Source organism: Citrobacter sp. B72 (genome assembly GCF_016894305.1).
GTDB classification, from domain to species: domain Bacteria; phylum Pseudomonadota; class Gammaproteobacteria; order Enterobacterales; family Enterobacteriaceae; genus Citrobacter; species Citrobacter portucalensis.
Genome location: NZ_CP069801.1, coordinates 234,832 through 256,416 on the forward strand (window position 1 = coordinate 234,832; position 21,585 = coordinate 256,416).

Consider the following 21,585-nt stretch of genomic DNA (forward strand, 5'->3'; position numbering starts at 1 on the left):
CACGTGAAAATCTGCTTAGTAGATGAAACAGGCGCCGGAGACGGCGCCTTATCTGTTCTTGCCGCCCGCTGGGGACTGGAACACGATGAAGATAACCTGATGGCGCTGGTGATGACGCCGGAACATCTGGAACTGCGCAAACGTGATGAACCCAAACTCGGCGGTATCTTCGTGGATTTCGTGGGCGGTGCGATGGCCCATCGGCGCAAATTTGGCGGTGGACGCGGTGAAGCGGTGGCGAAGGCTGTTGGCATTAAAGGCGATTACCTGCCGGATGTGGTCGATGCGACAGCTGGGCTGGGGCGCGATGCGTTTGTACTGGCCTCGGTAGGCTGCCGCGTAAGAATGCTGGAACGTAATCCGGTAGTGGCGGCGCTGCTTGATGATGGCCTGGCGCGCGGCTATGCCGACCCGGAAATCGGTCCGTGGCTGCAGGAACGTTTACAGCTGATCCATGCGTCGAGTCTGACGGCGTTAATCGATATTACGCCGCGCCCGCAGGTGGTGTACCTCGATCCGATGTTTCCACATAAGCAGAAAAGCGCGCTGGTGAAAAAAGAAATGCGGGTGTTTCAGTCGCTGGTGGGGCCGGATTTAGATGCGGATGGGCTGCTGGAGCCTGCGCGTCAGTTGGCCACCAAACGTGTGGTGGTGAAGCGCCCAGACTACGCGCCGCCGCTGGCGGATGTCGCCACGCCGAACGCGGTAGTCACGAAAGGGCATCGGTTTGATATCTACGCTGGGACAGCATAGTTTGTAGATCTGTGCGCTGTGCTGCCTGATGCGCTACGCTTATCAGGCCTACGGCAGCGTGTGGTTTGTAGGCCGGATAAGGCGTTAGCCGCATCCGGCTTGGTGCGCTGTGCTGCCTGATGTGCTGCGCTTATCAGGCATACGGCTGTGCGTGGTTTGTAGTCCGGATAAGGCGTTAGCCGCATCCGGCATGGTGCGCTGAATTGCCTGATGCGCTGCGCTTATCAGGCCTACGGCAGCGTGTCTTTGTAGGCCACATCCGGCATGGTGCGCTGAATTGCCTGATGCGCTACGCTTATCAGGCCTACGACAGCGTGTCTTTGTAGGCCACATCCCGGCTTGGTGCGCTGAATTGCCTGATGTGCTGCGCTTATCAAGCCTACGACAGCGTGTCTTTGTAGGCCACATCCGGCATGATGCGCTGAATTGCCTGATGTGCTGCGCTTATCAGGCCTACGACAGCGTGTCTTTGTAGGCCGCATCCGGCTTGGTGCGCTGAACTGCCTGATGCGCTACGCTTATCAGGCCTACGACAGCGTGTCTTTGTAGGCCACATCCCGGCTTGGTGCGCTGAATTGCCTGATGTGCTGCGCTTATCAAGCCTACGACATCGTGTCTTTATAGGCCGGATAAGGCGTTAGCCGCATCCGGCATAACCTATTAAACAAACGGTGCCAGCGGGTCGGCAATCTCAAATGCTACTGCTCGGTCTGCTTTCGGTGGGTAAATCAGCTCGCTGACAATCGACACCTTCAGCTTCTTCGCTTCTGCGCGCGTCAGTTTCACCTGCTGATCCCATCCTTCGCTATACACCGCACCCCAGGCACCAAGATCCAGGCAGGTGACGTAGTTTTCCTGACGATATGGCAATGGCGCTACGTCCAACAGATCTGCCGCAGCGTTATTACCGGCAAATTTACCCAACAAAATAGCGTGCTGACAGGTCATTAACGCATGGTTGCCTTTGTCGTCGGTGGCGGCATAGGCCACATCGCCAGTGGCGTAGATATCATCGTGACCCACAACCTGCAGATTGGCATTCACATGCAGACGGCCCTGGCGATCGCGCGGGGCGTTAATCTGTGCTGTCAGGCTATTAGCCTGCACGCCGACGGTCCAGATAACCGTCTGAGAGGCAATCACCTGCCCATCTTTCAGCGTGACGCCGGAGGCATCCACGCACTCTACTTCCGCATTGACCAGCCACTCGACGCCTAGTTCAGCAGAGGCTTCGATAATCACGTCACGTAATTCCTGGCTCCAGCGTCCGCCTGGTTGAGCACCGCGTTCAACTACGACAACTCTGGTCTTAGCATCTGCGCCCAATATTTCGCGCAAACGACCCGGTAATTCCAGCGCCATCTCTATCCCGGTGAAACCACCACCACAGACCACCACGGTATTACGAGCCTCACTTTCCGGTTGTAATGCCAGATTATTAATGTGCTGCTCCAGTACGGCGGCGCTCTCGAGTTGGTCGAGGTCAAACGCGTGCTCGGCGGCACCGGCGACGGCGTCGCGGTTTACGTGACTTCCGCTGGCGAGCACCAGGCGGTCATAGCGACGCAGATGAGTGTCACCGTTGGCATCTTTCCAGCTCACCTCTTTAGAGTCCGGGAGGATTTGCTCGACGTGACCTTGCAGGAAGTTGACGCCGGTAACGTCAAACAACGGTTGCAGTGGTGCGACCAGCGTATGAACGGCGCTTTCATAAAAGCGTGGGCGGACACGCAGCTCCGGCTGTGGCGCAATTACTGTAATATCAATTGCCTGCTGATGTTTATCCGCCAGTCGTGCGGCGCTTAATGCTGCCCACATACCGGCAAAGCCGGCGCCCACGATCAGAATTTGTTTACGCATTGGGGTTTTCTCACTGGTGACTACGAATTATTTACTCGGATTTTATTTGTCGTAGTTATGAATTGCAATGCGATCGAGCTCCTTTTTGCCTTAAAGGGTGGTTTTTCTTGATTATCTGTTTGATAAATATGTATTTAAAGTTCTATTGTGAAAAGGGGGCACTTTGCTGTCTGGAATGAATGAGCTGAAAAAGCTACAATAAACTCAGATTCATTTTGGCTGAGATAAGAGAATGGCATTCTACAGTTCGGGAGTTGAGTACGGCATTCATAGCCTGATGTGTATGGTCGACAGTAAGGGCGACGCGCGGGATATGAGCGTGCGGGAAATAGCCGAACTGCAAAGCGTACCGTATGACTATCTGGCAAAAATTTTCACCCGTCTTTCCAAAGCGGGTCTGGTGCGCAGCATTGAAGGCAAAGGTGGCGGTTTCCAGTTAGCTAAACCCGCTGAACACATCACGGTGCTGGATGTGGTGAATGCTATTGATGGCGATAAGCGCATCTTTGAATGTCGTGAAATTCGCCAGCGGCTGGCGGTATTTGAGGAGCATCCACCCGAGTGGGCCTGTGAAGGCATTTGTGGCGTGCGTTCGGTAATGGACATGGCCCAGCAGCGAATGGAAGAAGCGCTCGGTCAGCATACGATTCTGGACTTGGCGCGCAAAATGTACCGTAAAGCGCCGGACACTTTTGTGGTGGAAGTTCAGGAGTGGATAGACGCGCGTAAAGGGTAGTGAGTGAAAATGCCCGATAGCGCAAGGTGACCGGGCATGTTGAATGTAGACCGGATAGGGGCAATAGCCGCCATCCGGCACTGAAGGTTATTGCTCGGTGCTCGGCGTATTAATCATGCGGTTCAGCCATGGCACCATAATCGCCATAACAACCGTTACGGCCAGGGTGACAAGGCCAATCTTACTGAAGACGTTGGTATAGATAGGCAGCGTTTGCAGCGGGTCGGTGATGTTCTCTGGTACGGCGGTGAACGTGGCGACATAACCCCCCATCAGGAAGGCCGCGGCCTGCGTCAGGAACCACATCCCAAGAATGAAGCCCATCAGGTGTTGTGGCACGAGAGCGGCGACCATAGCCAGTCCCAGGGCGCTAATCAGCAGTTCACCCAGGCTCTGGAACAGATACACCAGCACGATAAACCACGGCGACGTCAGCCCTTGTGCATCGGCAAACCACATCCCGGCAGCGGCGGCCGTCAGGAAGCCCAATGAGCACAGGAACATACCGAGCGTAAATTTCATCGGCATGGTCAGATCTTTGCCTTTGTTGCCCAGACGGGTATAGATTGCGGCCAGTACCGGACTCGCCAGTACCACCCAGAACGGGTTCAGCGCCTGGAAGCTCACCGGGTTGATGGCGAAACCAAGAATTTCATGGTGTACGTTATTGATCGCAAAGAAGTTTAGCGATGTCGGCATCTGCGCGTACAGCACGTAGAACACCACCGCTTCCAGCATCAGGATAAAGGCCACGAACATCTTGTTGCGCCCGGTTTTATCCAGTTTGAATGCCTGACGGAAGAAGATGATGGTCACGGCAATCGACAGGACGATCAGCACCAGGTTGGCAATCTGCACGTTGTGCATCAGCCAGGCGCAGATAAATACCATCACTACCGTACCGGCCAGCACGTACAGCAGGTTACGGAAGTTCAGCGGCTTATGGTCTGGCTCAGAGCCGATATTTTTCACCATTCCGCGGCAGGCAAAGTATACCAACAGCGCGACGATTAGTCCGGCTCCGCACAGGTTGTAAGTCACAGCGTAGCCAAACTTATCGGCAATCACCGGCGCCAGCGACAGTGACAGTAGCGAACCGATGTTAATCGACATATAAAACAGGGTGAAAGCACCGTCCAGACGGGCGTCTTTCGGGGGATAACATTTTGACAGCAGGCTTGCCGGGTTGGCTTTAAATAGCCCGTTACCAACGGCAATGGTACCCAAAGCAATAAAGATCAGATCCGGCTTAAGCAGCGACATCCCGGTCATGAAGTAGCCGATTGCCAGCACAATGGCACCGAGTACCAGCGTGCGCTTGGTGCCTAACAGATGGTCGCCGACGTAGCCGCCGATCGAGATCAGACCGTAAACCAGTGCGGCAAAGGCACCAAAGGTGACAAATGCCTGTTCTTGTGAAAATCCGAGCTGCTTAACAAAAAATACCGCCAGGATGCCCTGTACGCCGTAATAGCCAAATCGTTCCCATAATTCCACAAAGAAGATCATGAAGAACGGACGAGGTTGCTGCAGCAAGCCCGTAGGTGCAGTTTTATTCATATTCCATCGCCTTTCAAAGCCATCCCGAAAAGTATGAACGCGTATGCTTAAACGCGCCGAAAAAGTCTTATTTTGTTATAGACTGCGGTTATTGGCCGCAAGGGTAGAGTATTATAGAGATAGTTTTCGATCCAATTAGTTGATCACACTAATTATGATTTGTTTGTTGGATTGATGTACTAATTGTGACCGAATGATAAAAACAAAAACGCCCGCGAAGGCGGGCGTTTACAGGCTTAACGACTTGCAGTGGGCCGGGTTAACTTCCGGCGGCAAGCATTTTATGCTTCTTCGTCGTCACGCAGCGGAACAATCAACATGTCGACGTGGACGGTGTTGATCAGTTGGCGCGCGGAGGACATCAGTTTGCTCCAGAAATCCTGGTGGTGACCACAGACGACCAGATCCATGTCGTATTTTTTGATGGCATCAACCAGAACCTGACCCAGGTCGCCGCTACCGCTCAGGGTTTCGGTGATAGGGTAGCCTGCATTGGTGGACAGCTCGGTTAACGCGTGGTGGGTTTCTTCAGAAATGCGTTTCTGCATGTCGCCCAGATTCACGTCGATGAGCCCGGTGTACAGGTCGGAATAGTTTACGTCAACGTGGATAAGGGAGACTTTAGCATTGTAAGGTCGCGCCATAGAAACCGCTTTTTCAACCAGAACTTTGCTTTCCGGAGAAAGATCAACCGCGATAAGAATGTGTTTATAAGCCATAGTGTTACTCCTTCCATAAGTTGTCGATGACTAGCCTGCTGGCGTTATATGCCGCCGCGTCATCCGCGTCCTGCGAACCTTGTGCGCGGGGCTAGCCCAGTCGTAAAAAACGTACCATATAAGGACTATCCTTACATTATAGCGACCAGGATAATCCGTCAATCCGCCTTGCTTGCCAAATAGTTAAACAAATTTTTTAGTTAATTGCATTGATAGCGATTAACCTTATGGCAAAAAAATTAACTAATCTCCTACACTATCTAAAGAGGCGTTCGGATGCGTGATACTAACACGAACGGTTTCGGCTGCACTCTTCATTGAATGGTTTGGCAGGGTATCGGGGAGCGGTAGTCCCGGAAAGGAGTTCCGTGGGCGGGTCGCCGGGGAGGAGGTATGATAAGCACCATTGCATTATTCTGGGCTTTATGTGTCGTTTGCATTGTTAATATGGCGCGCTATTTTTCTTCGCTACGCGCACTGTTAGTGGTACTTCGTGGTTGCGATCCATTACTTTACCAGTATGTAGATGGAGGGGGCTTTTTTACCTCGCATGGGCAACCGAACAAGCAGATGCGTCTGGTGTGGTATATCTACGCTCAGCGTTACCGCGATCATCATGATGATGAATTTATTCGCCGCTGTGAGCGGGTTCGCGGTCAGTTCATTCTCACCAGCGCGCTATGCGGCTTGGTGCTAATCAGCATGGTTGCGCTGATTATCTGGCACTGATGCCAACAACAGATACAAAAAAAGCGGGTCAGCTTCCTGACCCGCTTTTTTACCGTGCATTCGCTTAGATAAGCTTCAGGGAGAGCCAGTACAGCACCCCGGAAAGAATAATCGCAGCCGGCAGGGTGAAGACCCAGGCCATCAGAATGCTGGTTACCGTTTTACGCTGCAATCCGCCGCCATCAACAACCATCGTCCCCGCAACGGAAGAAGAGAGAACGTGGGTGGTGGAAACGGGCATACCGGTGTAGCTGGCGAGACCGATAGAGACTGCGGCGGTCATCTGCGCCGACATCCCCTGGGCATAAGTCATGCCTTTCTTACCGATTTTCTCGCCGATGGTGGTGGCAACGCGACGCCAGCCAATCATCGTACCAATACCCAGCGCCAGTGCGACGGCCATAATGATCCAGATAGGCGCGTACTCAATGGTGCTCAGCATGTCAGCTTTCAGTTTTTTCAGCAGACGCTGATCGTCAGCGCTTACGCCAGGCAGCTTAACCACTTTATCGGTGGTATCAGAGATGCACAGCATAATACGGCGCAGCTGACCACGCTGTTCGACGCTTAACTTGTCGTAGGTTTCCAGGTTCGCCAGCATACCTTTCGCACGTTCCAGCGCGTTGATGGTATTCGCCGGGTGGCAATGGAACTCTGTCGTCGTCGCGGGTGCCGCGTCCGTCGGGGACGGAATCAGCTGGTCTACGCCTGTGGCCTGTTTAAGCAGGTCAGGGCGCTGCTGGAAGAAGACTTCGACGTTATTGATTGCATCACGGGTACGGGTAATCTCGTAACCGGAAGCATTCATATTCACCACGAAGCCTGCAGGCGCTACGCCAATCAGCACCAGCATCACCAGACCAATGCCTTTCTGCCCGTCGTTAGCGCCATGAGAGAACGCTACGCCGATAGCGGAGAGGATCAGTGCAATACGGGTCCAGAACGGCGGCTTTTTCTTGCCATCTTTCTTTTCACGTTCTGCTGGCGTCAGGTGGATACGGGCACGTTTTTTTGTACCGCTCCAGTAACGACGCAGAATGAAAATAAGACCGCCTGCAACCACCAGACCAACAATTGGCGAGATGATAAGCGAAGCAAAAATACCGATAACTTTCGGAATGTTAAGTGCGTCCACCACCGAGGTGCCGGTCATCAGTGCATTGGTTAAACCAATACCGATAATGGCGCCAATCAGCGTGTGGGAGCTGGATGCAGGTAAACCAAAGTACCAGGTACCCAGGTTCCAGATAATTGCCGCCAGCAGCATGGAGAACACCATGGCAAGGCCATGTGACGATCCCATATTAAGCAGCAGATCCGTTGGTAGCATATGCACGATGGCATACGCCACGCTGAGACCACCCAGCAAAACACCAAAGAAGTTGAACAACGCAGCCATGACCACCGCCAATTGCGAACGCATTGCACGGGTATAGATCACGGTTGCGACAGCATTGGCTGTGTCATGGAAGCCGTTAATTGCTTCGTAGAACAGCACAAAAGCCAGAGCAAGCAATAGTAAAAGCCCGGTATGTAAATCCAGGCCAGCAAACAAATGTAGCATAGGACGTTACGCCATTTTGAGGACATGAACGCGGCGCATTATCAGTGACTTTGGCGGCGCGGGCAAAGTGAAATATAGAGTTTTTTTGATTTGTCTCCTGCTTTGTTTTACACCACTAAAGAATTATCCTATATATTTCAGTTAAATACCCTTTATCGGTAGTTTGGTGCTGGTGCGACCACTGAGGAATCTTTACAATTCACACCCGCTTTTTAGAGAGGATCGCAACGTGGAAAGGTTTGATACCGTTATTATAGGCGCTGGCGCAGCGGGTATGTTTTGTGCCGCGCAGGCAGGACAAGCAGGTAGTCGAGTACTGCTTATTGATAATGGTAAAAAGCCAGGACGCAAGATTCTCATGTCTGGCGGGGGACGCTGCAACTTTACCAATCTTTATGTCGAACCGGCCGCCTATTTGAGCCAAAACCCCCATTTTTGCAAATCGGCACTGGCGCGTTACACGCAGTGGGATTTTATCGACCTGGTGGGCAAACATGGTATTGCCTGGCATGAAAAAACGCTGGGTCAGCTGTTCTGCGATGATTCCGCTCAGCAAATTGTCGATATGCTGGTAGACGAGTGTGAAAAAGGTAACGTAACTATGCGGTTACGGAGCGAAGTCCTGAGCGTGGTGCAGGATGATGAAGGTTTCACCCTCGAACTGAACGGCATGACGGTCGGCACGAAAAAACTGGTTATCGCTTCCGGTGGGCTTTCGATGCAGGGTCTGGGGGCAACGCCGTTTGGTTATAAAATTGCCGAACAGTTTGGTCTGAAGGTGTTGCCAACGCGCGCGGGACTGGTGCCCTTTACGTTGCATAAGCCACTGCTGGAGCAGCTTCAGGTGCTCTCTGGCGTGTCGGTCTCCTCCGTTATCACCGCCGAAGACGGCACCGTATTTCGCGAAAATCTGCTCTTTACACACCGAGGACTTTCGGGCCCAGCTGTTTTGCAGATTTCCAGTTTTTGGCAGCCAGGCGAATTTGTCAGCATTAATTTGTTGCCGGATGTTGACCTGGTGAGCTTCCTCGACGAACAACGTAGCGCACACCCTAACCAGAGCTTAAAGAATACCTTAGCAATGCAGTTGCCAAAGCGTCTGGTGGAATGCCTGCAGCAGTTAGGGCAAATTCCAGACGTGTCTCTGAAGCAGCTTAACGTACGCGATCAGCAAACGCTGGTTGAAACGCTGACCGAGTGGCGGGTGCAGCCGAACGGTACGGAAGGGTATCGTACCGCTGAAGTCACGTTGGGCGGCGTTGATACCAACGAGCTGTCATCGCGCACGATGGAAGCCCGCAAAGTGCCAGGGCTCTACTTTATCGGCGAAGTGATGGACGTCACCGGCTGGTTGGGTGGCTATAACTTCCAGTGGGCATGGTCGAGTGCCTGGGCATGCGCGCAGGATTTGGTGTCTGAATAAGCGAAGACGATACGTTGAGCGTGGACCCGCTGCGTTTTACATAAAGCTCACTTGTGAAATTTGCCCGGTAAATGGATTGCCGGGCACGATTTTTTGCCTGCAACATACCTGCTACAACCGAATAGACATATTGAATCCAGGTGTTAGTATTCAATAGACAGCAGTAATGAGTATGCGTGTTTCATTTCCGGCCAGGAACGCTGATGATGACAACATTACTACCCGATATCACAGCATTTTCATCATTCACTTCCTTCGCGGCGCAGGTTGCTTACATGCCTGTCTGCTCTCTGGCCATTGTTTCTCATTCCTTCTTATCCCGGATGGAATCTCCCGCTGAATAGCTGTTCAGTGGGCTTTGTGACACGCATCGTTTGATAACAGGGATTACGGCGGGTCGAATATGGATAAGTTTAAACGTCATATGATGTGGTGGGTGGCGGGCATTCTGGTCGTGGTGGCCGCGATAGCATGGTGGGTGCTTCGTTCTGCGGGAATACCGGAGGGGTTTGCAGCCAGCAATGGCAGAATTGAAGCTACCGAAGTGGATATTGCCACCAAGATTGCCGGGCGAATTGACACGATCCTCGTGTCGGAAGGGCAGTTCGTTCGCCAGGGCGAAGTGCTGGCGAAAATGGATACCCGCGTGCTGCAGGAGCAGCGGCTGGAAGCGGTAGCCCAAATCAAAGAGGCCGAAAGTGCGGTGGCGGCAGCGCGGGCGTTGTTAGAGCAGCGGCAAAGTGAAATGCGCGCCGCGCAGTCGGTGGTAAAACAGCGTGAGGCGGAACTGCAGTCGGTCTCTAAACGCCACGTCCGCTCCCGTTCGCTATCTCAGCGTGGGGCTGTGTCTGAGCAACAGCTGGATGACGACAGGGCTGCGGCAGAAAGCGCACGCGCTGCACTGGAATCCGCAAAGGCGCAGGTCTCTGCGGCAAAAGCCGCCATTGAAGCCGCTCGCACCAGTATCATTCAGGCGCAAACCCGCGTAGAAGCCGCGCAGGCTACCGAACGTCGTATTGCGGCTGATATTGATGACAGCGAGCTGAAAGCCCCGCGCGATGGCCGCGTACAGTACCGCGTAGCTGAACCGGGCGAGGTGCTTTCCGCGGGCGGTCGCGTGCTGAATATGGTCGATCTCAGCGATGTCTACATGACGTTCTTCTTGCCAACCGAACAGGCTGGTTTACTGAAGATTGGCGGAGAAGCGCGTCTGGTGCTGGATGCTGCGCCGGATCTGCGTATTCCGGCGACCATCAGCTTTGTGGCTAGCGTCGCGCAGTTCACGCCGAAAACGGTCGAAACCAGCGATGAACGGCTGAAACTGATGTTTCGCGTCAAAGCGCGTATCCCGCCAGAGCTGTTACAGCAGCATTTGGAGTACGTGAAAACCGGTCTGCCGGGCATGGCGTGGGTGCGTGTTGATGAAAGTCGCGCCTGGCCTGACGACCTGGTGGTGAGGTTGCCGCAATGACGCATCTGGCGCTGGTTCCCGTTCCTCCCGTGGCGCACCTTGACGGCGTGAGTCAGCATTACGGGAAAACGGTAGCGCTGAACAATATCACGCTGGATATCCCTGCCCGCTGTATGGTGGGGTTGATTGGCCCGGATGGTGTCGGAAAATCGAGCCTGTTGTCGCTCATCTCCGGCGCGCGGGTCATTGAACACGGCAACGTGATGGTGCTGGGCGGCGATATGCGCGACCCAAAACATCGCCGGGATGTCTGCCCGCGCATTGCCTGGATGCCGCAGGGGCTGGGGAAAAACCTGTATCACACGCTGTCGGTATATGAGAACGTCGATTTCTTTGCCCGCTTGTTTGGGCATGACAAAGCGGAGCGTGAGGCGCGGATTACCGAGCTGCTGAATAGCACCGGACTGGCACCGTTTCGCGACCGTCCTGCAGGGAAACTCTCGGGCGGGATGAAGCAAAAGCTGGGGCTGTGCTGCGCGTTAATCCACGACCCGGAACTGTTAATTCTCGATGAACCCACCACCGGGGTCGACCCGCTGTCCCGCGCCCAGTTCTGGGATCTGATTAACAGTATTCGTCAGCGGCAGACCAACATGAGCGTGCTGGTTGCGACCGCTTATATGGAAGAAGCCGAGCGCTTTGACTGGCTGGTGGCGATGAACGCCGGGGAGGTGTTAGCCACCGGGAGCGCGCAGCAGCTACGTGAGCAAACCAACAGCAACACGCTGGAGCAGGCGTTTATCGCGCTGTTACCTGAAGCCCAGCGCCAGGCGCATAAACCGGTAGTGATCCCGCCGTATCACGCTGAGCAGGAAGAGATTGCCATCGAGGCGAAAAACCTGACCATGCGCTTCGGTAAATTTGTGGCGGTGGACCACGTTAACTTCCGCATTCCGCGCGGGGAAATCTTCGGTTTTCTCGGCTCCAACGGCTGCGGTAAATCCACCACCATGAAAATGCTCACCGGACTGCTGCCCGCAAGCGAAGGCGAGGCGTGGCTGTTTGGGCAAGCGGTTGATCCGAAAAATATCGATACCCGCCGCCGGGTAGGCTATATGTCGCAGGCATTTTCGCTTTACAGCGAGCTGACCGTCCGGCAAAACCTCGAACTACATGCGCGGCTGTTCCATATCCTCGAAGCAGAAATACCTGGGCGGGTGCAGGAGATGAGCGAGCGCTTTTCGCTGACCGATGTCGAAGATGCGCTGCCCGGTGCGCTGCCGTTGGGGATCCGTCAACGCCTGTCGCTGGCGGTGGCGGTGATCCATCGCCCGGAGATGCTCATTCTTGATGAACCGACCTCCGGGGTCGATCCGGTTGCGAGGGATATGTTCTGGCAACTGATGGTCGACCTGTCGCGCCAGGACAAAGTGACCATTTTTATCTCCACCCACTTTATGAACGAAGCGGAGCGCTGCGACCGCATGTCGCTGATGCACGCCGGAAAAGTACTGGCCAGCGGTACGCCGCAGGAACTGGTGAAACAGCGTGGAGCTGCCAGTCTGGAAGAGGCGTTTATCTCCTGGTTGCAGGAAGCGGCAGGCCCGGCGCCGGAAACTCAGTTAGCGCCAGCCAATGTCCCGACAGTGCATGAAAACAGTAAGCCGCCGCGGCAAGGTTTTAGCCTGCGGCGCTTATTCAGCTACAGCCGCCGTGAAGCGCTGGAACTACGGCGCGATCCGGTACGCTCCACGCTGGCGCTGATGGGCACGGTGATCCTGATGCTTATCATGGGCTACGGCATCAGCATGGATGTGGAAAACCTGCGTTTTTCGGTGCTCGACCGCGACCAGACCGTCAGCAGCCAGGCGTGGACGCTGAATCTGGCGGGATCGCGCTATTTTATCGAACAACCGCCGCTCACCAGTTATGACGAGCTGGACAAACGGATGCGTTCTGGCGAAGTTGCGGTAGCAATTGAAATTCCGCCAAATTTTGGCCGCGACATCGCGCGTGGAACGCCGGTGAAGATTGGCGTCTGGGTCGATGGCGCAATGCCAAGCCGCGCTGAAACGGTCAGGGGTTACGTGCAGGCGATGCACCAGACCTGGCTGCAGGATGTGATGGCGCGCCAGCCAAATGCCAGCGGGCAAAACGGGCTGATGACCATTGAAACTCGCTATCGTTACAACCCGGATGTGAAGAGCCTGCCGGCGATTGTTCCGGCAGTGATCCCACTGCTGTTGATGATGATCCCCTCCATGCTCAGCGCCCTCAGCGTGGTGCGTGAGAAAGAGCTGGGGTCGATTATCAATCTGTACGTTACGCCCACGACCCGCAGCGAGTTTTTACTCGGCAAACAGTTGCCGTACATCGTGCTGGGCATGCTGAATTTCCTGCTGTTGTGCGCGCTGTCGGTGTTTGTATTCGGCGTTCCGCATAAGGGGAGCTTTGTGACTCTGACGCTGGCTGCGCTGCTGTACGTCACCATTGCCACCGGGCTGGGGCTGTTAATCTCCACGTTTATGAAAAGCCAGATCGCGGCCATTTTTGGTACGGCGATTATTACATTGATCCCGGCGACGCAGTTTTCCGGAATGATCGATCCAGTTGCCTCGCTGGAAGGGCCGGGCCGGTGGATTGGTGAAATTTATCCGACCAGCCATTTTCTGACCATCGCGCGCGGAACGTTCTCTAAAGCGTTGGATCTGACCGATCTCTGGCAGCTGTTTATTCCGCTGGCGGTAGCCATTCCGGTGGTGATTGGTCTGAGCGTATTACTGCTGAAAAAACAGGAGGGGTGATGCGCCGATTACGCAATATTTATAACCTCGGCATCAAAGAGTTGCGCAGCCTGCTGGGTGACAAAGCGATGCTGACGCTGATCGTCTTCGCCTTCACGATTTCGGTTTATTCTTCCGCGACCGTCCTGCCGGGTTCGCTGCATCTGGCACCGATTGCTATTGCCGATATGGACCAGTCGCAGTTGTCGAATCGGATTGTGAACAGCTTTTATCGCCCGTGGTTTTTACCGCCGGAGATGATCACTGCCGATGAAATGGATGCCGGGCTGGACGCCGGGCGCTATACCTTCGCCGTAAACATTCCGCCTGATTTTCAGCGTGATGTGCTGGCCGGACGACAACCGGATATACAGGTTAACGTCGATGCCACGCGGATGAGCCAGGCGTTTACCGGCAACAGCTATATCCAGAATATCATCAGCGGCGAGGTGAACAGCTTTGTGGCGCGTTACCGCGATAACAATGAGCCGCCGGTAGCGCTGGAAATGCGCATGCGCTTTAACCCTAATCTGGAACCCGCCCGCTTTGGCGCGGTGATGGCGATTATCAACAACATCACCATGTTGGCGATTGTGCTGACCGGGTCGGCGCTGATCCGCGAGCGCGAGCACGGGACCATTGAACATCTGCTGGTGATGCCGGTGACGCCGTTTGAGATCATGATGGCAAAAATCTGGTCGATGGGGCTGGTGGTGCTGGTGGTTTCCGGTCTGTCGCTGATGCTGATGGTAAAAGGCGTGCTCGGGGTGCCGATTGAAGGTTCGATACCGTTGTTTATGCTGGGCGTGGCGCTGAGCCTGTTCGCCACCACCTCGATCGGCATTTTTATGGGCACGCTGGCGCGCTCTATGCCGCAGCTGGGGCTGCTGATGATTCTGGTACTGCTGCCGTTACAGATGCTTTCAGGTGGCTCCACACCGCGTGAAAGCATGCCGCAGGCGGTGCAGGACATTATGCTGACCATGCCGACTACTCATTTTGTCAGTCTCGCGCAGGCGATACTTTATCGCGGAGCCGGGTTTAGCATTGTCTGGCCGCAGTTTCTGACGCTGCTGGCGATTGGCAGCGCGTTCTTCCTGATAGCACTGCTGCGTTTCAGAAAGACGATTGGTACGATGGCGTAATCATTATTGCTGGGGCACTTCGCTTACCTGGCCTACAAAGTATAACGGACGTAGGCCGGATAAGGCGTAGCCGGCATCCGGCAACGAAACAGGCAATTACTCTTCTTTCGGCAGGCACTGTAGATGGCCGTGGCGCACGCCGCGCTGGGAAATCACGTCATCGGCAAAATGCTGTACATCGCCCATGTCGCCTTTTAGCACGGCGATTTCCAGGCAGTCGTCATGGTTGATGTGCACGTGCAGCGTGGCGACCGATAAATCGTGGTGGTGGTGTTGGGTAGAAACAATACGGCTGGCCAGATCACGCTTCTCATGCTCATAAACATACGAGAGCACCGCGAAGCCCTGAGTGCCGTGTTCAAGGGTAGTTTCCTGCGCCAGTGCGCCACGCAGAATATCGCGGATCGCTTCGGAACGGTTATTGTAGCCACGGCGCTGACTCAGGCCGTCGAGCGTTTCCAGTAAATCGTCATCGAGGGTAATGGTGACTCGTTGCATCTGCAGTTAACCTTTCATGTGGCGCGTTGGCGCACAGGGGGTAAGGGGAATAGCGTATTTTGTAACACACGTCCGGCATCCGGGGAAAAGGTTAATGCTCTCGCAATAAACGCAGCAGGGTACTGACCTGTTCATCCAGCGGAGCGAGAGTATCTTTAACGATCAGATGCAAAGGCGTGGCGCGACGAGCACCATGGCTTAACGGCAGTGGGCGTAAAAGCCCCTGATCAAGCTGCGTCTGAATACGTTCCTCGGGCAGCCAGCCGTAACCGACCTGATACATCACCGCATCAATCGCGGCATCAATGGTCGAGAAGGTCCAGGCATCACGCGCCGGTTGTTGTGGGTTATCGCGATCGGCAATGCGAATCAGCGGCCAGGCGCGTAATGCGTCTTCATTCAGCGGCGCATCCAGCATGCAGAGTGGGTGATCGCGGTGGGCCACGGCCACGAAGTCAATATTCATCAGCCATTCGCCGCGTCCGGTGACATCCTGACGCCGGGTCAGGACCATTACGTCCGCATCGGCATGTGCTGCCAGTCGAGCATCACCATTCTCCAGGACTTCGGTCAGACGCACCTGCGTTTGCGGCCAGGCCTGCTGAAACTGTTTGAGAATGGCAAACAGGCGTTTGCGTGGGAAGATGCTATCTACCATCAAATCCAGCCGCGTTCGTGTACCGTTTTGTAACGTTGCGGCCCGGGTTTCCACCCATAAAAAGGCCTTCAGTAGCGGTTTGACCTGATTGAGTAATAGCTCTCCGGCCGGTGTCAGGACAGCCCTGCGGCCTTCCGGGGTCAGCAGCGTTACGCCAAGTCGCTCCTGTAACAGTGCCAGATTATAGCTTACCGAAGACTGGCTACGGTTGGTCTCTTCCGCCGCTTTAGCGAAGCTGCCCAGCTCCACCACTTTCTCCAATAGGGCCCACTGCTCGAGGGTTGTTTTGTGCATAACTCATCTAATAATTGAATGAATTTGATGCAAACATAGCGTTATTCATCCAATTTTTGAAGCGTTAAGATCCTCACATCAAGTAAGAGGAGAACGAATATGAGCGCGTTTGATAAACATGATTTAAGCGGATTTGTTGGCAAACATCTGGTCTATACCTACGATAATGGCTGGAATTACGAGATCTACGTGAAAAACGACACTACCCTGGATTACCGCATTCACAGCGGTATTGTGGGAAATCGTTGGGTGAAAGATCAGCGGGCCTATATTGTGCGGGTCGGGGAGAGCGTTTATAAAATTTCATGGACCGAACCGACCGGGACCGACGTCAGCCTGATCGTAAACCTGGGTGACAAACTCTTTCACGGCACCATCTTTTTCCCTCGCTGGGTGATCAATAATCCGGAAAAAACGGTCTGCTTCCAGAATGACCATATTCCGCTAATGATGTCGTACCGCGATACCGGCCCGGCGTATCCCACCGAGGTGATTGATGAGTTCGCGACCATCACTTTCGTACGTGACTGCGGCGCGAACAACGATGACGTTATTGCCTGTGCGGCGAGCGAGCTGCCGAAAAACTTTCCGGAAAATTTACGCTAAGGCTTCCAGGCGCTGCACGGTGTCTGCGGTCAGGGTAAACGGCGTGGGGGTGCACACCGCCAGGCTCAGGGTATCGAGCTGGCACTGGCTGACGGAGAGTGAGGAAGTTAACGCGGTACTGTCGACGCTGACGATTTGCCAGGCACTGCCGCCGCGCTGCTTCACGATAGCTTCTTTACGCGTCCAGATGCGCCAGAACGCCGCCAGCTGTTGTTCCGGGCGTTCGGCCTCGACTTCGGCATGTTCACCAAGACTGAATACCGTATTTGCCAGCGTTTGCCAGTTATCGCGCGGGCGAACGACTTCTATATCGCAGCCGACTTCCCCTTCGTCGCTGAGCAGCAGGGCGATATCATCACCGCTGTGGCTGAGGTTGAACCACAGCGGCGTGTCAGCAGAAAAGGCCGGTTTTCCTTGCTCGCCATATACGATGTCCGGTAATGGCGAAAGGGTATGGGAAAGCAGCACGCGACCGGCCAGCCAGCGCGCACGGCGAGCACCTTGCGGCGCTTGCTCACTCAGTGCGGCAGGCAGTGCACCAGCGCTTAAAACAGAAACTTTCCCAAGAACGATCCGGTACATATTAGGGCTAACCTTTAGTAATAATGGGGTTGTGTATCATTCTTCACATGCTGTTTGCAAGTTTATCCCGGTAATCGGCTTTTGGGCCTGCCGGGCCCCAGCAAAATCGCCAGTTTGCTGCCGCCAGTGGTCGTTTCCATCCAGATTTTACACACGCTGGTTAACGGCACGGAGAGCAACATGCCGACCGGACCGAGCAGCCATCCCCATACCAACAGAGAGAGGAAGACGATTAGCGTCGATAATCCCAGCCGATGCCCCATCATTCGGGGTTCGAGAATATTGCCAATCACCATATGCACCACCAGAAACAGTGCGCCAACCAACAGACATTCGTAAATGCCATTAAAAAGCAGTGCCTGGATCATGGGCGGGACGGCGGAAATGACCGAGCCAATGTTGGGCACGTAGTTTAACAGGAATGCCAGTACGCCCCACATCAGAGCAAACTGAATCCCCATCAGTGCCAGTCCCAGCCAGATTATGGCACCGGTCCATAAGCTGAGCAGCGTTTTCAGCGCCAGATAGTGTGACACACCCTTCAGCGCTCGATGTAGCCCCGCAATGTGGATTTGCGGATTATTTAACGCAAAACGCATCTTATAGGGGACATGACGCACCTCAAACAGCATAAAAACTACCGTCATCACCAGCAGAAAGACGCTGGCCATGGCACCAGAAAGACTCGTCATCAGCGTGGTTGTGAAGGTCATCAGCTTGTCAGAGTCCATGCGTTGCAGTATACGTTCCGGGGACATATGCAGATTCAGAAAAGGCACCATCTCTTGCAAATACAGAACCTTGCGCGTTAGCTCCTTATTGTATTTTGGCAGCAGGTCCATGAATTCAGTGATTGACGACGCCAGCACGCCAACCAACGCCGTAAGAACGATCAGCATCACCACCACGACTAAGGTAATAGCGATTGGGCGACCGACTCCCCGGCGGATAAACCAGGTGACCAGTGGATTCAATACAATGGCAAAAAAGAGGGCCAGCAGCAGCTGCACAATGATATCCGCCGCAGCATGGATACCTGCGAGGATCACCACCAGAGCGGCCAGTTTGAGCAAAATGTGCAAACCCGTTTTATCGGGCTGGGTGGTTATCATGTCTTCTTCCTGTTTGCGTTTTTGCATTAAGTGTAGCGGCTGGCTTGCGACTGATATTCCTAAACTGGCTACTGATTTCTGCTCTGCAACATGGTAGAAATGAAACACTGTTGTGAAAACGTGGTGACCCTCCATGCCCGAACCCGTCGCTGAACCGACGCTTAGCGGTTTACGCCTGAACCTGCGTATTGTTTCTGTGGTGATGTTTAACTTCGCCAGCTACCTGACCATCGGCCTGCCGCTCGCGGTGTTGCCTGGCTACGTCCATGATGTAATGGGATTTAGCGCTTTCTGGGCTGGGCTGGTCATCAGCCTGCAATATTTCGCTACGCTGCTGAGCCGTCCGCATGCCGGTCGCTATGCCGATCTGCTGGGGCCAAAGAAGATTGTGGTATTTGGGCTGTGCGGCTGCTTTTTAAGTGGCCTGGGCTATTTACTGGCGGGATCAACGAACGGCTGGCCGTTGGCCAGTCTGCTGCTGCTTTGTCTGGGGCGCGTGATTCTCGGGATTGGGCAAAGCTTTGCCGGGACCGGCTCTACGCTGTGGGGCGTGGGGGTGGTTGGCTCAATGCACATCGGACGGGTGATTTCCTGGAATGGTATCGTGACCTATGGCGCGATGGCGATAGGCGCGCCGCTGGGTGTTCTGTTTTATGCCTGGGGTGGCTTACAGGGGCTGGCGCTGACCGTGATGGGCGTGGCACTGTTGGCAATCCTGCTGGCGCTCCCTCGTCCGGCGGTGAAGGCCAGCAAAGGCAAACCGTTGCCATTTCGCGCGGTGCTTGGGCGCGTCTGGTTGTATGGCATGGCGCTGGCCCTGGCCTCCGCTGGATTTGGGGTAATCGCTACCTTCATTACCTTGTTCTATGATGCCAAAGGCTGGGATGGCGCCGCATTCGCGCTGACGCTTTTTAGTTGTACGTTTGTCGGTACTCGTTTGTTGTTCCCAAATGGTATCAACCGTTTAGGCGGGCTGAATGTGGCGATGATCTGCTTTAGCGTCGAGATTGTCGGGCTACTGCTGGTCGGGATGGCTTCGATGCCGTGGATGGCGAAAATCGGCGTTCTGCTGACCGGGGCTGGGTTCTCACTGGTTTTCCCGGCGCTGGGCGTGGTGGCGGTAAAAGCCGTTCCTCAGCAAAATCAGGGCGCTGCGCTGGCGACCTACACGGTGTTTATGGATTTATCGCTGGGGGTTACCGGGCCGCTGGCCGGGCTGGTCATGACGTGGGCGGGTGTGCCGGTTATCTATCTGGCGGCGGCAGGGCTGGTAGCGGTGGCGTTATTGCTGACCTGGCGGTTAAAAAAACGGCCTCAGGTGGTGTCACCGGAGGCCGCGTCATCGTCTTAACCGTTACTGGATAACCAGCGTGTTAATGATGTTTTCTGCGGTCGTCTGCGCTTTTTGCTGATCGTCAGCAGGCAGCGTGATTTGCAGCGTCAGCAGTTGGTTGTCCACTTTACCCAACACCACGGAAGAGTATGCGGTCTGGCCTTTGGCCGAGATGATGCTGTCTAACTGCTGCAGCGTGTGGCCTTTCAGCTCAATAGATTTATTGGTGACGACCTGCAGCTGCGGGTCACGGCTACGCTGCTGATCTTCCAGACGTTTTGCCAGCACGGCCAGATCTTCGTTGGTGTTGTCGCCAACAATCACAATCACTGCTTTCTGGCCGGTTGCGTCAGAATATACGTGCATATTGTTCGCCTGGGTGCCCAGCTTACCGCTCTGATCGGTCATATCCGCTGGCAGGGAAAAACTGAGTTTGCCGTCCAGCAGGCTGACCGGTTGTCCGGTGGCGTTACTTTCTGCGGCAGCACCCTCGGCTGGCGCTTTTGTATCGCTATTATCACAGGCCGCAAGCCCCATAACCAGCAGGCCAATACCGACATATTTAACCAGATTGCGCATTGACTTCTTCCTTTCGATAAACGGCCATAACGGCTCATTCGTCCATCTTATCACAACTCGGAAAATGAACCTTTAACTCGTCTGCAATGCAGAGATTTCAGATTTATCTGCCAGCCTTTTCAGTAACATATTCAGCAGCACGCCATACATTGGCAGGAAGAAAATAATGCTGATCAGCACTTTGAAGCAGTAATCGACCAGTGCGATTTCCATCCAGTGCTCGGCCATAAAGGCATCCGGGCTACGCCAGAAAGCGATAAAGAAGAAGGCCAACGTATCGCTGATATTGCCAAACAGCGTGGACGCCGTCGGTGCCAGCCACCAGCGACGGTTCTGACGCAGGCGGTTAAAGACATGCACATCCAGAATTTGTCCCAGCGCGTAGGCCATAAAGCTGGCGGCGGCGATACGGGCGACAAACAGGTTAAAGTGCAGCAGTGCGCCGAATCCTTGCCACGATCCCATATAGAACAGTGATGAAACGACATAGGAGATCAGCAGCGCGGGGATCATAACCGCAAAGATGATACGTCGAGCCAGCGGCGCGCCAAAAATACGCACGGTCAGGTCGGTCGCGAGGAAAATAAACGGAAAGCTAAACGCGCCCCATGTGGTATGGAAACCAAAAATGGAGATTGGAAGCTGCACCAGATAGTTGCTGGAGGTGATCACCAGCAGATGAAATAGCGATAGCCAGAACAACGCTTTTACGCGCTGAGTTTGTGTAAACGGAGTCATATTGTGACCTTTTTGTTGGATGGGGTGAGGGAACCCAATAAAAAACCGTCGCATGATACTGCTTTAAGAGCACATTGCAATGGTTGTTTTTCACGCAATCGTTAACCTGATTGGCTTACGCCACAACAGAGCGTAAAATAACGCCGTTTTTGTATGAATGAGACGACGATGAGCGACCTGTTTACTTCCCCCGACCATACTCTTGATGCCCAGGGGCTGCGCTGCCCGGAACCGGTAATGATGGTGCGTAAAACCGTACGCGGCATGCAGGCCGGTGAAACGCTGCTGATTGTCGCCGACGATCCGGCAACAACCCGCGATATTCCTGGCTTCTGTACCTTTATGGAACATGAGCTGGTGGCCAAAGAGACCGACTCGCTGCCGTACCGTTATTTAGTGCGCAAAGGGCAGTAATCTTGTCATGCCGGATGGCGCTAACGCTTCTCCGGCCTATAAAGACTGAGTAACCTGTAGGCCTGATAAGCGAAGCGCCATCAGGCGA

20 protein-coding genes are annotated in these 21,585 nt (G+C 54.4%); 10 read left to right on the forward strand and 10 right to left on the reverse strand.

The genetic code is table 11. From position 1 onward, the window contains the following. Nucleotides 1–3: 3 nt before the first annotated feature. Nucleotides 4–753: a 16S rRNA (guanine(1516)-N(2))-methyltransferase RsmJ gene (rsmJ, locus tag JQN59_RS01070; RefSeq protein WP_048215355.1), complete on the forward strand. Its 750-nt coding sequence runs from the start codon at nt 4–6 to the stop codon at nt 751–753. A 660-nt stretch (nt 754–1,413) separates the two neighbouring features. Here the strand turns inward: rsmJ and JQN59_RS01075 are convergent. Beyond that, nucleotides 1,414–2,613, reverse strand: coding sequence for an NAD(P)/FAD-dependent oxidoreductase (locus tag JQN59_RS01075; RefSeq protein ID WP_149607353.1), 1,200 nt, complete (start codon nt 2,611–2,613; stop codon nt 1,414–1,416). Between the two features lie 232 nt (nt 2,614–2,845). Here JQN59_RS01075 and JQN59_RS01080 point away from each other — a divergent pair, with 232 nt between their 5' ends. Further along, complete coding sequence (locus JQN59_RS01080) at nt 2,846–3,349, forward strand: RrF2 family transcriptional regulator (RefSeq protein WP_003023361.1); 504 nt, start codon at nt 2,846–2,848, stop codon at nt 3,347–3,349. Between the two features lie 87 nt (nt 3,350–3,436). On the opposite strand, the gene dtpB is transcribed toward JQN59_RS01080, so the two are convergent. Together dtpB and uspA are read right to left on the reverse strand one after the other, a co-directional pair. Next, a complete protein-coding gene (gene dtpB / locus JQN59_RS01085; RefSeq protein ID WP_048215357.1) occupies nt 3,437–4,909 on the reverse strand; it encodes a dipeptide/tripeptide permease DtpB in 1,473 nt (490 codons plus the stop codon). A 281-nt stretch (nt 4,910–5,190) separates the two neighbouring features. Further along, nucleotides 5,191–5,628 (reverse strand): universal stress protein UspA, encoded by a 438-nt coding sequence (gene uspA, locus JQN59_RS01090; protein WP_003023368.1) that lies wholly within the window; start codon nt 5,626–5,628, stop codon nt 5,191–5,193. A gap of 393 nt (nt 5,629–6,021) precedes the next feature. On the opposite strand from uspA, the gene uspB reads away from it, so the two are divergent. Then, nucleotides 6,022–6,357 (forward strand): universal stress protein UspB, encoded by a 336-nt coding sequence (gene uspB, locus JQN59_RS01095; RefSeq protein WP_003023371.1) that lies wholly within the window; start codon nt 6,022–6,024, stop codon nt 6,355–6,357. 64 nt (nt 6,358–6,421) lie between these two features. Here the strand turns inward: uspB and pitA are convergent, their stop codons facing one another. Beyond that, nucleotides 6,422–7,921, reverse strand: coding sequence for an inorganic phosphate transporter PitA (pitA, locus tag JQN59_RS01100; RefSeq protein WP_003827471.1), 1,500 nt, complete (start codon nt 7,919–7,921; stop codon nt 6,422–6,424). A 229-nt stretch (nt 7,922–8,150) separates the two neighbouring features. Between pitA and JQN59_RS01105 the strand changes: the two genes are divergently transcribed. The 4 genes from JQN59_RS01105 to JQN59_RS01120 all read left to right on the forward strand — a co-directional run bounded on the left by JQN59_RS01105 (nt 8,151) and on the right by JQN59_RS01120 (nt 14,683). Further along, nucleotides 8,151–9,344, forward strand: coding sequence for an NAD(P)/FAD-dependent oxidoreductase (locus tag JQN59_RS01105; RefSeq protein ID WP_149607352.1), 1,194 nt, complete (start codon nt 8,151–8,153; stop codon nt 9,342–9,344). 403 nt (nt 9,345–9,747) lie between these two features. Beyond that, a complete protein-coding gene (locus JQN59_RS01110) occupies nt 9,748–10,815 on the forward strand; it encodes an HlyD family secretion protein (protein WP_149607351.1) in 1,068 nt (355 codons plus the stop codon). Then, nucleotides 10,812–13,559 carry a ribosome-associated ATPase/putative transporter RbbA gene (gene rbbA, locus JQN59_RS01115; RefSeq protein WP_149607350.1) on the forward strand — a complete coding sequence of 916 codons (2,748 nt, stop codon included), beginning with the start codon at nt 10,812–10,814 and terminating at the stop codon, nt 13,557–13,559. Before JQN59_RS01110 ends, rbbA begins: the two co-directional genes overlap by 4 nt. After that, nucleotides 13,559–14,683 carry an ABC transporter permease gene (locus tag JQN59_RS01120; RefSeq protein ID WP_020996068.1) on the forward strand — a complete coding sequence of 375 codons (1,125 nt, stop codon included), beginning with the start codon at nt 13,559–13,561 and terminating at the stop codon, nt 14,681–14,683. Before rbbA ends, JQN59_RS01120 begins: the two co-directional genes overlap by 1 nt. A gap of 96 nt (nt 14,684–14,779) precedes the next feature. Here JQN59_RS01120 and nikR read toward each other — a convergent pair whose 3' ends face one another. Both nikR and JQN59_RS01130 read right to left on the reverse strand, forming a co-directional pair. Next, nucleotides 14,780–15,181 (reverse strand): nickel-responsive transcriptional regulator NikR, encoded by a 402-nt coding sequence (gene nikR / locus JQN59_RS01125; RefSeq protein WP_003827507.1) that lies wholly within the window; start codon nt 15,179–15,181, stop codon nt 14,780–14,782. A 91-nt stretch (nt 15,182–15,272) separates the two neighbouring features. Next, nucleotides 15,273–16,133 (reverse strand): LysR family transcriptional regulator, encoded by an 861-nt coding sequence (locus JQN59_RS01130; protein ID WP_003827509.1) that lies wholly within the window; start codon nt 16,131–16,133, stop codon nt 15,273–15,275. A gap of 99 nt (nt 16,134–16,232) precedes the next feature. Between JQN59_RS01130 and JQN59_RS01135 the strand changes: the two genes are divergently transcribed. Beyond that, complete coding sequence (locus JQN59_RS01135) at nt 16,233–16,739, forward strand: phenolic acid decarboxylase (protein WP_048215363.1); 507 nt, start codon at nt 16,233–16,235, stop codon at nt 16,737–16,739. Here JQN59_RS01135 and acpT read toward each other — a convergent pair. Both acpT and JQN59_RS01145 read right to left on the reverse strand, forming a co-directional pair. After that, complete coding sequence (gene acpT, locus JQN59_RS01140; RefSeq protein ID WP_149607349.1) at nt 16,731–17,321, reverse strand: 4'-phosphopantetheinyl transferase AcpT; 591 nt, start codon at nt 17,319–17,321, stop codon at nt 16,731–16,733. The genes JQN59_RS01135 and acpT overlap by 9 nt on opposite strands. Nucleotides 17,322–17,383: 62 nt before the next feature. Then, nucleotides 17,384–18,433, reverse strand: coding sequence for an AI-2E family transporter (locus JQN59_RS01145; protein ID WP_048237064.1), 1,050 nt, complete (start codon nt 18,431–18,433; stop codon nt 17,384–17,386). Nucleotides 18,434–18,566: 133 nt separating this feature from the next. Between JQN59_RS01145 and JQN59_RS01150 the strand changes: the two genes are divergently transcribed. Next, nucleotides 18,567–19,784, forward strand: a complete 1,218-nt coding sequence (locus JQN59_RS01150) for an MFS transporter (protein ID WP_128316717.1) — start codon at nt 18,567–18,569, stop codon at nt 19,782–19,784. A gap of 3 nt (nt 19,785–19,787) precedes the next feature. Here the strand turns inward: JQN59_RS01150 and JQN59_RS01155 are convergent, their stop codons facing one another. Together JQN59_RS01155 and JQN59_RS01160 are read right to left on the reverse strand one after the other, a co-directional pair. Then, nucleotides 19,788–20,345, reverse strand: a complete 558-nt coding sequence (locus JQN59_RS01155; RefSeq protein WP_003827547.1) for a DcrB family lipoprotein — start codon at nt 20,343–20,345, stop codon at nt 19,788–19,790. Nucleotides 20,346–20,417: 72 nt separating this feature from the next. Then, nucleotides 20,418–21,083: a 7-cyano-7-deazaguanine/7-aminomethyl-7-deazaguanine transporter gene (locus JQN59_RS01160; protein WP_003827549.1), complete on the reverse strand. Its 666-nt coding sequence runs from the start codon at nt 21,081–21,083 to the stop codon at nt 20,418–20,420. A 168-nt stretch (nt 21,084–21,251) separates the two neighbouring features. On the opposite strand from JQN59_RS01160, the gene tusA reads away from it, so the two are divergent. Beyond that, a complete protein-coding gene (tusA, locus tag JQN59_RS01165; protein WP_003827551.1) occupies nt 21,252–21,497 on the forward strand; it encodes a sulfurtransferase TusA in 246 nt (81 codons plus the stop codon). The last annotated feature ends 88 nt before the right edge of the window (nt 21,498–21,585 follow it).